The 11,965-nt window shown below is 66.9% G+C and carries 12 protein-coding genes; 11 read left to right on the top strand and 1 reads right to left on the bottom strand.

What is annotated here, in order from left to right:
• Window positions 1-60 precede the first annotated feature (60 nt).
• Together ACNJ7K_RS06380 and ACNJ7K_RS06375 are read left to right on the top strand one after the other, a co-directional pair.
• On the top strand, window positions 61-1,713 hold the full coding sequence (locus ACNJ7K_RS06380; protein ID WP_487041371.1) for a thiolase C-terminal domain-containing protein: 1,653 nt from the start codon (window positions 61-63) through the stop codon (window positions 1,711-1,713).
• A 46-nt stretch (window positions 1,714-1,759) separates the two neighbouring features.
• On the top strand, window positions 1,760-2,989 hold the full coding sequence (locus tag ACNJ7K_RS06375; protein ID WP_230789476.1) for a CaiB/BaiF CoA transferase family protein: 1,230 nt from the start codon (window positions 1,760-1,762) through the stop codon (window positions 2,987-2,989).
• 49 nt (window positions 2,990-3,038) lie between these two features.
• Here the strand turns inward: ACNJ7K_RS06375 and ACNJ7K_RS06370 are convergent, their stop codons facing one another.
• On the bottom strand, window positions 3,039-3,725 hold the full coding sequence (locus ACNJ7K_RS06370; RefSeq protein WP_230789491.1) for a TetR/AcrR family transcriptional regulator: 687 nt from the start codon (window positions 3,723-3,725) through the stop codon (window positions 3,039-3,041).
• Window positions 3,726-3,954: 229 nt separating this feature from the next.
• Here ACNJ7K_RS06370 and ACNJ7K_RS06365 point away from each other — a divergent pair, with 229 nt between their 5' ends.
• The 9 genes from ACNJ7K_RS06365 to ACNJ7K_RS06325 all read left to right on the top strand — a co-directional run bounded on the left by ACNJ7K_RS06365 (window position 3,955) and on the right by ACNJ7K_RS06325 (window position 11,886).
• Complete coding sequence (locus tag ACNJ7K_RS06365) at window positions 3,955-4,143, top strand: ferredoxin (RefSeq protein WP_016691128.1); 189 nt, start codon at window positions 3,955-3,957, stop codon at window positions 4,141-4,143.
• 97 nt (window positions 4,144-4,240) lie between these two features.
• Window positions 4,241-5,101: a mycofactocin-coupled SDR family oxidoreductase gene (locus tag ACNJ7K_RS06360; protein ID WP_159417075.1), complete on the top strand. Its 861-nt coding sequence runs from the start codon at window positions 4,241-4,243 to the stop codon at window positions 5,099-5,101.
• 37 nt (window positions 5,102-5,138) lie between these two features.
• Complete coding sequence (locus ACNJ7K_RS06355; RefSeq protein WP_230789494.1) at window positions 5,139-6,611, top strand: aldehyde dehydrogenase family protein; 1,473 nt, start codon at window positions 5,139-5,141, stop codon at window positions 6,609-6,611.
• Window positions 6,612-6,645: 34 nt separating this feature from the next.
• Window positions 6,646-7,863: a cytochrome P450 gene (locus ACNJ7K_RS06350; RefSeq protein WP_230789497.1), complete on the top strand. Its 1,218-nt coding sequence runs from the start codon at window positions 6,646-6,648 to the stop codon at window positions 7,861-7,863.
• Window positions 7,864-7,918: 55 nt separating this feature from the next.
• On the top strand, window positions 7,919-9,106 hold the full coding sequence (locus ACNJ7K_RS06345; RefSeq protein WP_230789500.1) for an amidohydrolase family protein: 1,188 nt from the start codon (window positions 7,919-7,921) through the stop codon (window positions 9,104-9,106).
• A 26-nt stretch (window positions 9,107-9,132) separates the two neighbouring features.
• The gene (locus tag ACNJ7K_RS06340; protein ID WP_037189688.1) at window positions 9,133-9,393 is read left to right on the top strand and encodes a hypothetical protein; all 261 of its coding nucleotides are present in this window, start codon (window positions 9,133-9,135) and stop codon (window positions 9,391-9,393) included.
• Window positions 9,390-10,340: a DUF7065 domain-containing protein gene (locus ACNJ7K_RS06335; RefSeq protein ID WP_487041370.1), complete on the top strand. Its 951-nt coding sequence runs from the start codon at window positions 9,390-9,392 to the stop codon at window positions 10,338-10,340. Before ACNJ7K_RS06340 ends, ACNJ7K_RS06335 begins: the two co-directional genes overlap by 4 nt.
• Before the next feature lie 56 nt (window positions 10,341-10,396).
• Window positions 10,397-11,143, top strand: coding sequence for a Clp protease N-terminal domain-containing protein (locus ACNJ7K_RS06330; RefSeq protein WP_487041369.1), 747 nt, complete (start codon window positions 10,397-10,399; stop codon window positions 11,141-11,143).
• Between the two features lie 86 nt (window positions 11,144-11,229).
• Complete coding sequence (locus ACNJ7K_RS06325; protein WP_085468696.1) at window positions 11,230-11,886, top strand: superoxide dismutase family protein; 657 nt, start codon at window positions 11,230-11,232, stop codon at window positions 11,884-11,886.
• Window positions 11,887-11,965 lie beyond the last annotated feature (79 nt).

The following is an 11,965-nucleotide window of genomic DNA, read 5'->3' as shown; positions in this document are numbered from 1 at the left end:
GTCGGTGCTAGCATCCGTCCCCAAGTTGTCTAACTTGGTGATCGGACAGGGAGGATATCTGTGGGAGCGTCCCGAAGACCGTTGCCTCAACCCACCCTGACCACAGCGGGGTTCTGGGCCTCCGGCGCCGACGGTGTCCTGAGGGTCGCACAGTGCGATGCCTGCGGAAAGCTCATGCATCCCACCGCGGTGCTGTGCTCGGAGTGCGCATCGCGCGAGATCTCGCTGCAGCCCGTCTCGGGTCGCGCCGTCGTCGTCGGCGCGACCGTCAACGCCCAGCCGTGGCTTCCGGATCTCCCACCGCCCTACGTCATCGCGATCGTCGCGCTGGAGGAGGACCCGAGCGTCCGGCTCACGACGAACATCGTCGGATGCGAACCGGGCGAGGTCGCGGTGGGCGACCGTGTGCGGGTCGTCTTCGAACAGGCCGCCGACGACATCTGGTTGCCGCTGTTCGAACCCGACCCCGAGGCCGGCGACGAACCCGGCCCGTTGCCGGAACCCGAGGACGTGCGCGCGCATGTCCGGACCCCGGTCTCGACCGACAGATTCGAGGACCGGGTCGCGATCACCGGTGTCGGCCAGTCCGCCGTCGGCCGACGCCTCATGGTGGATCCGCTGACCCTCACCGTCGACGCGTGCCTGCGCGCCGTGGAGGACGCCGGCCTCACGCTCGCCGACATCGACGGCCTGTCCACTTATCCCGGCGCGGCTCCCGGAGGCATCTCCGAGGGCGGCATCATGCCGGTCGAACAGGCCCTCCGCATCCGCCCGGTGTGGGTGAACGGCGGCGGCGACCTGCCGGGGCAGAACGGTTCGATCGTCGCGGCGATGCTCGCCGTCGCATCCGGTCTGTGCCGTCACGTGCTGTGCTTCCGCACCGTCTGGGAGTCGACGCACTCCGAACTGGTGAAGGCCGGGAAGTGGTCGGGCGGGGGCGGCAGGGCTTCGGGCATGCTCGAATTCCGGCACCCCTTCGGCGCGGTGTCCGCCGCCAACTGGATCGCGTGCCAGGCCTCGCACTACTTTCACCGCTACGGCGACGCCAAGGACGCCCTGGGCGCGATCGCCGTCACGGCCCGCGACCACGCATCGGCCAATCCCGAAGCAGTGTACCGGGATCCGATCACGATGGACGACTACTTCTCGGCCCGCGTCGTCTCGACCCCCTTCGGGCTGTACGACTGCGACGTGCCCGTCGACGGGGCCGTCGCCGTCGTCGTCTCCGCGATCGACGCCGCCGCGGATCTGCGGCACGAACCCGTGCTCGTCGAGGCCGTCGGTACCCAGATCACGGAGAACCTCTCCTGGGACCAGGGCACGCTCACACACCTCCCGCAGTCGCTCGGCCCGGCCGCACACCTGTGGAGTCGCACGGATCTGCGACCCGACGACGTCGACGTGGCCCTGCTGTACGACGGCTTCACGTTCAACGCGCTGTCGTGGCTCGAAGGTCTCGGTTTCTGCGAATTCGGTGGTGCCGCCGACTTCATCGACGGCGGCAAGGGCATCTCCGTCGACGGTGTGCTGCCCCTCAATCCGCACGGCGGTCAGCTGTCGGCCGGTCGCACCCACGGCTACGGCTTCGTCCGCGAGGCGGTGCTGCAGTTGAGGGGACAGGCCCCCGGGGTGCAGGTCGCCGACGCGAAGGTCGCCGTCGTGACCGCCGGCGGTGGCGTGCCGTCCGGCGCGATGCTCCTCCGGACCCGCTAGCGAAGAACATCCCGAACACCCGTACCCGATCAGGTCAGGAGTCGTCATGGACCGTCCCTTGGAGGGCATCCGCATTCTCGAGGTCGCACAGTTCACCTTCGTTCCCGCCGCCGGCGCCGTGCTCGCCGACTGGGGAGCCGACATCGTGAAGGTCGAGCACGCCGAGAACGGTGACGCCCAGCGCGGACTCGTCCGTGTGCTCGGGCTCGACGCGAGCAAGGCGGGATCGTCGTTCGCGCCGATCATGGAAGGACCCAACCGCAGCAAGCGAAGCATCGGAATCGACCTCGCCAACCCCGAGGCGCGACCGGTCCTCGAGGAGTTGATCCGGCGCAGCGACGTCTTCCTGACCAACTATCTTCCCGGACCGCGCGCGAAGCTCTCGATCACCCTCGAAGACGTCCGCGCCATCAACCCGAAGATCATCTACGTCACCGGAAGCGGTTTCGGTACCGAGGGTCCCGACGCCGACAAGGGTGCCTACGACGCCACGGCATTCTGGGCGCGCGGCGGAAGCGCCGACGGTGTCATGCCGCCGGATGCCGACCACATGGCGTTCATGCCGTCCGGCGCGTACGGAGACAACATCGGTGGCATGACCATCGCGGGCGGGATCGCCGCCGCGATCGCCGGCCGGGAACGCACGGGCCAGCCGTCGGAGGTCGACGTCTCGTTGCTCGCGGTGGGAGCCTGGGCCACCCAGTTCTCCGTCAACCTCTCGTTGTTCACCGGTGGTCCGCTGCCGAAGGTGCAGCGCAAGACCGCCGCGCCCGGCAATCCGCTCAGTGGCTCGTACCGCACCGCCGACGGGCGCTGGCTGCAGTTCTCGATGCTCCAGCCCACGCGCTACTGGAACGAATTCGTCACCGCTCTCGGTCTCGAGCACCTCGTCGACGACGAGCGCTTCGCGTCGATGGAGGCGATCTTCCAGCACGCCGAGGAGATCGGTGGCTGGTTCGCCGACGCGATCGCGCAACGCGACTACGACGACTGGCTCGAGGTGTTCGCGTCCCTGACCGGGCAGTGGGCGCCGGTGCAGGACGGTTGGGATCTCGGGCACGACGAAGCGCTCGTGGCGAACGGGCGGATCGTGGAGGTGGTCGACGCCGACGGCAAGCCGCAGAAGCTCGTGGCGAGCCCGGTGAAGTTCGACAACGCGCCGGTGAAGATGACGCGGGCACCCCAGTTCGCCGAACACACCGACGACATCCTGCGCGAACTCGGGTTCGACGACGACAAGCTCATCGAACTCAAGATCGCCGGGGCCGTCACGTAATACGGTCCACGACCATCCCGTGACGTCAGGATCACCCTGTAGCGTCACGTCATTCGGTGGCGTCGTGCCTCAACCTGCGTGCCGCGCGGTTCGCGACGGCGAGCGCCTCGGTGGCCGCCTCGAGGGCCTTCTCGAGGTCCTCGCGTGCGGCATCGCCACCGTCCTCGGAGGGCTGAGGGCGTAGGGCGGGGACGACATATCTGCGGAAGCGCAGGCGTGCGGCCTCGTCGGAGCGCTTGGGGTCCTCGGCCGCGAGAAAGGTCTGCTCGATGAGGTATTCGAGCAATTCCTCCAGCGGGATGTCGGTGCGGATGAGTCCTGCCTCCTGTCCGGTGCGGAGCAGGGGCTCGGAGACCGCCGAGGTGACGGCGAGGATGTCGGGATGGCGCGCCGACGCCGAATGCTGAGCCATGAGAGCGACGATCACCGGGTCCTCGGGGAGTTCCCGGGCGTTGTAGGCCATCGTGTCTTCCATCTTGGCGAAGATGTCGCCGTGGCCGGCCGAGCGGTCGAGTGCGCGTTCGATATGACGCTCGGCGCGAAGCAGCCCTACCTGGACGATCATCTCCTGGGCCCCGCCGAGCTGCCGGAACGCCGTCGCTCGGGAGACACCTGCGCGTTCAGCGATCGCGGTCATGCTCACGGACACGGTGCCGCGGTGCCGGATCTCCTCGTCGGCGGCGCGGACGAGGCGCTCGCGCAAGCTCATCTCGTTGGTCGTCACGGACTCGTCCATCGGCACCACCTCACCCTAACGGTGGTCACTGCACGTCGTCCGGGGCACGCACACCGCGACATAGTAAACTTGGTAAAAAGTGTGATCCAGGTCTCGACTTACGCATCCGATGTTGCTACGGTGTGTCCAATGAGTCTCAGGCAGTGAGACCGATCGGGGGATTCGGTCTCACGATCTGCCGCGACCGTCAGTACTTCGTCTCTTTCGTCCACGTCGAAAGCAGGGCTTCATGAGACTTACGATCGACACCGCCAAATGCTCCGGCCACGCGCGCTGCTGGGAAGCCGCCCCCGAGGTCTTCGATATCGACGACAACGGATACGCCCTACCGCTCGACCGCGAGGTCTCCGAACCCGTCGATGCCGCGGTGCGCGCCGGCGTCGCCGCTTGCCCCGAGCGGGCCATCACGCTCTCCTGAATTCTCGTTACCTATGTGAACAGTCTGCACGACAACCGATCTCGTCCGTTTCTTCACACCTCCCCTCCCACCGGATCCGAAGCAAAGGACACCCCTCATGGGCCGTTTGCAGGACAAAGTCGTCTTCGTCACCGGCGTCGCCCGCGGTCAGGGACGCACTCACGCAGTGCGTCTGGCGCGCGAAGGCGCGAAGATCATCGGCGTCGACCTCTGCGACAACATCAAGACCAACGCCTACCCCCTGGCGTCGCCGGAGGATCTCACCGAGACCACCCGCCTCGTCGAGGAGGCCGGCGGCACACTGCTCACCACCGTCGCCGACGTCCGCGACCGCCAGGCCCTGTTCGACGCCGTGCAGCGCGGTGCCGAGGAGTTCGGCCGGCTCGACGGCATCGTGGCCCAGGCGGGAATCTGTCCCTTGGGAACCGACGATCCGCAGGCCTTCATGGACGCCTTCACCGTCGACTTCGTCGGTGTCGTCAACGCGGTCGAGGCCGGCCTTCCGCACCTCGCCGACGGCGGGTCGATCGTGGCCACCGGCAGCCTCGCGGCCCTGCTCCCCGGCGCCACCGACAATCCCACCAACGGCACGGGCGGACTCGGTTACTCCCTGGCCAAGCGGATGATCTCGTCTTTCGTCAACGACCTGTCGGTCGTGCTGGGACCGAAGAAGATTCGCGTCAACGCAGTACACCCCACGAACTGCAACACCGACATGCTCAACAGCGAGGTGATGTACCGGCAGTTCCGGCCCGATCTCGAGTCGCCCACCCTCGAGGACGCCCTGCCGGTCTTCCCCGTCATGAGCGTGATGAACGTGCCCTACGTCGAACCCGAGGACGTCACCGACACGGTGCTGTTCCTGCTCTCCGACGAGTCGCGGTACATCACGGGCATGCAGATGCGCGTCGATGCCGGCGGCTACGTGCGCAATCGTCCCGCCACCCCGGCCTTCTGAGCTGCGCACGCAGTTCCTGCCCAGTACGGAGAATCCTGTGACACACGACTTTTCCCGGCTGTTCATCGACGGTGCCTGGGTCGACAGCGACGGCGGCGAGATCCTCGACGTCCACAATCCCGCGAACGGCGAACTCGTCGGCCGCGCCCCGCAGGCCACCGTCTCCGACGTCCGCCGGGCGATTGCCGCCGCCCGGCGCGCGTTCGACGAGGGACCATGGCCGCTCATGACCCCGCACGAACGCGCCCAGGTGATGCTGCGCATGGCCGACGCCCTCGACAAGCGCCGCGCCGAACTGGTCGACCTGAGCATCGCCGAGGCCGGTTCCACCCGGGCACTCGCCGAATACCTGCAGGTGGGTATTCCACTGCAGCACTTCCGCGACATGGCCGAACGCATCCTGCCGTCCTTCGATTTCGAGAAGCCCGTGCTCCCGACCATCGGACAGGGCATCGGGCAAGGCGTCGTGCTGCGCGAACCCGCCGGTGTCGCGGCCCTGATCTCGGCGTACAACTTCCCGCTCTTCCTCAACATCATGAAGGTCGCGCCCGCGCTCGCCGCCGGATGCACCGCGGTCCTCAAGCCGGCACCCACGACGCCTCTCGAGGCGCTGATCCTCGGCACGATCGCCGAGGAGGCCGGGCTCCCGCCGGGCGTGCTCAACATCGTCACCGGCGACACCGAGGCCGGCCGCGAACTCACCACCAGCCGCGACGTCGACCTGGTGAGTTTCACCGGCTCCGACACGGTGGGCCGCGCGGTCTACGAACAGGCCGCCCCCACCCTGAAGAAGGTCGTCCTCGAACTCGGCGGCAAGTCGGCCAACATCATCTGCGAGGACGCCGACCTGGCGAAGGTCGCCGAATCGGTGATCGGCAACATGGTCACCCACTCCGGGCAGGGATGCTCGCTGTTCACCCGCACTCTCGTGCACCGTTCCCGCTACGACGAACTCGTCGCCTACGTGACCGCGGGACTGGGGACCATCACGGTCGGCGACCCCGCAGATCCGAGTGTCATGATGGGTCCGCTCATCAGCGAGGCGCAGCGCACCAAGGTCGAGAAGCTCATCGCCCGCGGGGTCGAGGAAGGCGCGAAGATCGCTTTCGGTGGAGGTCGCCCCGCCGGACTCGACAAGGGTTACTTCGTCGAACCGACCCTGTTCGTCGACGTCGACAACTCGATGGACATCGCGCAGAAGGAGTTCTTCGGCCCGGTCGGTGTCATCATCCCGTTCGACGACGACGATCACGCCGTCCGTCTCGCCAACGAGAGCGAATTCGGACTCGGGGGAAGCGTATTCGCCGCCGACCCGGCGCGCGCCTACGGCATCGCCAAGCGCATCCGCACCGGTTTCGTGTCGATCAACGGAGGCGGTGGGGGAGTGACCCCGCACGTTCCGTTCGGTGGCTACAAGCAGTCGGGACTCGGACGCGAATGGGGCGCAGCCGGACTCGACGAGTACCTGGAAACCAAGGCCGTCACATGGAGCGCCGCCAGCGGCGGCTGAACCCCCTCACACTTTCTCTTCGTAAGGATCTGACATGACCCGAGCCGAATCCGACCGAGCCACCACCTCCGGTTGCCCCGTCCACAACTTCAACTACACCGAGCTGCAGAAGGCCGGCACGTGGTTCGAGAAGTACGACGAGCTGCGCAGTGAATCCGCCGTCTACCGGAACGAATTCGGTCCGGGTTTCTACTCGGTGGTGAATTACGAGGGCATCCTCGACCTGCTCCAGCGGCCCGACACCTTCTCGAACAGCGTCGTCACTCCGCTCGACCCGAACCCGGCCTTCAGGTGGATCCCGGAGATGCTCGACGGCGACGAGCACCACCAGTGGCGACGGCAGCTCGGCCCACTGTTCTCACCCAAGTGGGTGGAGTCGCTCGAACCACACATCCGTGAGTGTGCCGCGGGACTGGCCGACGAGATCGCGTCGCGGTCGGACAACCAGGTGGACTTCATGCGCGAGTTCGCGCAGGTCTTCCCCGCGACGATCTTCCTCGAACTCATGGGCATGCCGGTCGAGGAACTCGACCAGTTCATGGAGTGGGAACACGCGATCCTGCACGCCACCGCGGACGATCTCGAAGCCCACGGGGAGCGTCAGTTCGCGGCCATGCAGGCCGTGATGGGACGGTTCGCCTCGATCATCGCCGAGCGGCGTGCCGAACCCAAGGACGACATCGTCAGCAAGGCACTGACCTTCGAGATCGACGGTGAGCCCGTCAAGGACGAGGATCTGCTCTCCTTCTGCCTCCTGATGTTCATGGCCGGACTCGACACGGTGGCCGCGACCCTGGGATGGACGTTCTATCACCTGGCGTCGCATCCGGAGGATCGGGCGCGCATCGTCGAGGATCCGTCGATCATCCCCAGTGCGGTCGAGGAGTTCCTCCGCGCCTACGCGATCGTCGTTCCGGCCCGGAAGGTCATGCACGACACCGAACTCCAGGGTGTGCAGCTGAAGGCCGGCGACATGGTGAACTTCCCGCTGAGCGGCGCGACCCGCGACGAGGAGGCCTTCGACGGTGCTGCGGAGGTCGACATCGAACGCTCACCGAACAACCACATCGCCTTCGGTGCGGGTCCGCATCGCTGCCTCGGATCCCACCTCGCGCGACGTGAACTGCGTATCGCTCTGGAGGAGTGGCACAAGCGGATTCCGGAGTACCGCCTCGTTCCGGGTGTCGAGCTCACCGAGACCGGCGGTCAGCTCGGTCTCACCTCGCTGCCGATCGAATGGGACCGGGCCTGAGTTCGCCGGCCGCGAGCTCCCCGCACGGCGATCCCCGCACATCCAGGAGGACGTAATGCCATTGCAGGACCACATGCATCTGATCTCCACCGACGATCACCTGATCGAGCACCCGGCGTTGTGGTCGGACCGGTTGCCGTCGAAGTTCCTCGACGCCGGCCCGAAGATCGTCGAGAAAGAACTGCCGAAAGCCATCCACGTCGGCGACGGCGACCGCGCGCTCGACGCCGCGACCAAGATCGCGCAGGTGTGGGAGTACGAGGGGCGTATCTACCCGTACATCGGCCTCAACGCCGTGGCGGGCAAGAAGCCCGAGGAGTACGGCGTCGAACCCACGCGGTACGACGAGATGCTGCCGGGCTGCTACGACCCGAAGGCCCGTGTGCAGGACATGGACATCGACGGTGTGCAGGCCACCCTGTCGTTCCCGTCCTTCCCCCGGTTCGCCGGCACCGTCTTCCTCGAGGGGCAGGACAAGGAACTGGCCCTGCTCTGCGTGCAGGCGTGGAACGACTACATCCTCGACGAATGGTGCCCCACCGCACCCGAGCGCCTGATCCCGCTGACGATCCTGCCGCTGTGGTCGGTGGAGGAGGCCGTCAAGGAGGTGCACCGCACCGCCGCGAAGGGTTCGCGCGCCATCTCGTTCGTGGAGAACCCCGTCCCCCTCGGTCTGCCGTCCTTCCACACCGATCACTGGGATCCGCTGTTCTCGGCGGTGGAGGAGACCGGCCAGCCGCTGTGCGTGCACTTCGGCACATCGGGTCAGGCGCCGATCACCGCTCCCGAAGCACCGATGGCGGTGATGATCGCGCTCTTCGGCTGCAACTCGATGTACGCGACCGCCGACCTGCTGTTCTCGCCGGTCTTCCACAAGCATCCGCGCCTGAAGTTCATGCTCTCCGAGGGCGGCATCGGCTGGGTGCCCTACATGCTCGAGCGGATGGACCAGACCTGGCAGAAGCACCGCTACTACCAGAACATCAACCAGAGTGTCCGGCCGTCGGAGTTGTTCGCGAAGCACATCTACGGCTGCTTCATCGACGACCAGTTCGGTGTCGACAACCGCGCGGCCGTGGGCATCGACAACATCACCTGGGAGGGCGACTACCCGCACTCCGACTCGAACTGGCCCAACAGTCGCAAGGTGGTCCAGGAGCAGATGCGCCTGGTGCCCGACGAGGACGTCCACAAGATCGTCGAACTCAACGCGCGGGGGCTGTTCGATTTTCCGCGTACGTGATCCGGCCCGACGAGAGGGAATCCGACATGGAGGAACCGATCACGCAGATCCCGGAGGACGACTGGGCCGATCAGGATCTGCTGACCCGCGATCTGGCGGGATCTCTCCTCGACGAGGAGATCGAGGCCGAACGCGAACGCCTCGCGAGGCTCGACCGAGGTGAAGGGGGAGACGACATCGTGATGTCGCGGGAAGACATGGAGCGCAGACTCGCCGCGATGATCGCCGTGCGCGATCGCGTGCGCGGCGAGGGTCGGCCGGCTCCGTTGAGAGGACTTCCGGAATGACGGATCCCACTGTTGCCGAAGAATTCACGACGGATGGTGGTTTCACGGCGGAGGACGACGGTCTGCATCCCGTCTCCGACAACTTCTACGAGACGGAGACCTTCTGGTTCTCGTTCTTCGTGCCGGAGCGCAACATCGGCGCCTGGGTGTACGTGAGCGTCCGGGCCAACGCCGGCACGACCGGTGGGGGATTGTGGTTGTGGGACCACACCGGTAGCGAACCGTGGAATGTCCCCTTCTTCGAAGGGTTCTCGCACCTCAAGCCGCCGAAGTTCGAGAACGGTGTGCTGACGAGCCCTACGGGAGTGACGATCACGGTCGTGCAGCCGGGGATGGAGTACTCGGTCCGTTACGACGATCGCGACCGCATCACCGCCGACCTGCACTTCGTCGGACTCGAACGGCCGGTGCCGCTGCGCAGCGGGTCGCCGCCGTATCCGTCGGCGTCGCACTACGACCAGACCGGTCGCGTCACCGGAACCGTCGTGCTCGACGGCGAACGCATCGACATCGACTGCTACGCGATGCGCGACCGTTCGTGGGGCGCGCGGACCGAACGCGGTTACCGCCGTGTCGGTTACACGTGGCTGGCCGATCCGCAGCTCACCCTCCTCACCTATTCGGCACCCACCGGCGACAGCGACGACATCCACTCCGGGTACGTGCGCCGGGGCGAGGACGTCGTCGCGGTGCGCGGCGGGCACCGGAAGGCCGGTCGCGATCCCGAGCGGGGCTGGATCGAGTCGCTGGATCTGGCCGCGGTCGACGAGAGCGGTGCCGAGATCACCGTGAGCGGTCGCGCTCGAAGCCGTCTGATCCTGCCGGGATCGACGAACATCTGCATCAACACGTTGCTCGAGTTCGATGTGGACGGCCGCATCGTCTACGGCGAGGACCAGGACGTCTGGCCGATCAAGGAGTTCCGGGCAGCGGTACGTCCCGGCTGACGACCGGTCGTCAACCTATGGTTGACGGGTTCCATGCGTCAACTTAGAGTTGACGCATGGAACCCGTTCGTCCTTCCCATCCCATCCGGCTCGACGACCTCATCGATGCGATCAAGAAGGTCCACGACGATCCGCTCGAACAGCTCTCCGATGCCGTCATCGCGGCCGACCACCTCGGCGAGGTCGCCGATCACCTGATCGGGCACTTCGTCGACCAGGCCCGACGATCCGGCAAGTCGTGGTCCGAGATCGGCCGGAGCATGGGCGTGTCCAAGCAGGCAGCCCAGAAACGGTTCGTATCGAAGAACGACAACGACCTCGACCCCGAACAGGGGTTCTCGCGGTTCACCCCGCGCGCACAGAACACCGTGATGGCGTCGATGAACGAGGCGCGTGCCACGGGAAGCCCCGAGATCACGCCCGTCCACCTGGTCCTCGGGCTGCTCGTCGACACCGACTCGCTCGCCGCCCGTGCCCTCACGGCCCAGGGCGTCGACTTCGCGGCGTTGCGCTCGGCCGCCGTGGCGACGCTCCCCGAACCGTCGAGCGACGTCCCCGAACTCGTCCCGTACGACGCGGGTGCCCGCAAGACCCTCGAGCTGACCTTCCGCGAAGCCCTGCGACTCGGGCACAACTACATCGGCACCGAGCACATCCTCCTTGCGCTCCTCGAACTCGAGAACGGCGACGGCGTGCTCTCGGCGGCCGGCGTGAGCAAGAGCGCCGTGGAGAAGAAGGTCGCGGAGGATCTCGCCGCGATCGTCGAAGCCCAGCAGGCCGAGGACGGCGGGACCGGGTCGTAGAACCGAGCGGGGCCTGCGCGCCCGCCACGCGGGCACCTTCCCTGCGGCCAGGTTCGCCGACCGCCCCCTCGGGGTACGTCGAAGTCATGAACACACGCCACGCATGTCTCGTCGCGGGCTTCTCCGTCGCCACGCTCGTGGCCGCCGGGTGCAGCAGCGACGACTCGTCCACCGACACCGAGACCACCGTCGAGACCCCACCCACTTCACTCACGACCACCACCACCGACTCCATGCCCACGCCGCTGCCCGGAATGAGTGGCGACGCCTTCGGTCTCCCGAACGAGGGAGGTGACGACGACAACGCCTTCACCTACGACGAAGCGGCCGTGCCGGTCGGCGCGACCTTCGACGTCGAATCCGAAGAGGAGAACGGCCGGACCACCGTCACCCTCAGGGTGATGGGTCTGCAACCCGATCGGGACTTCGGGGCGCACGTCCACACGCAGCGGTGCGGGCCGAACCCGCCCGATTCGGGGCCGCACTACCAGAACCAGGTCGACCCGGCGGCGAACCCCGACTCGCCGTCCACCGATCCCGCCTACGCCAATCCTCAGAACGAGATCTGGCTCGACATCACCACCGACGCGCAGGGCAACGCCGAGGCGTCCACGACCGTCGATTGGGAGTTCCGCGACGACGAGGCCAATTCGGTGGTGCTCCACGCCCAGCACACCATGACCGCACCGGGTGAGGCAGGGCAGGCCGGCGACCGGCTCGCCTGCATCGACGAGGACTTCTGACCCGGACGACGCAATGACGACCCGACGGTCCGGTGGGTGACGGCCACCCGCCGGACCGTTCTCGTGCCGTGAATCGGGC

Origin of the sequence: Rhodococcus shunpengi (assembly GCF_048381395.1) — a bacterium.
Classification (GTDB): domain Bacteria; phylum Actinomycetota; class Actinomycetes; order Mycobacteriales; family Mycobacteriaceae; genus Rhodococcus.
This window is presented reverse-complemented; position numbering and strand designations above follow the sequence as displayed.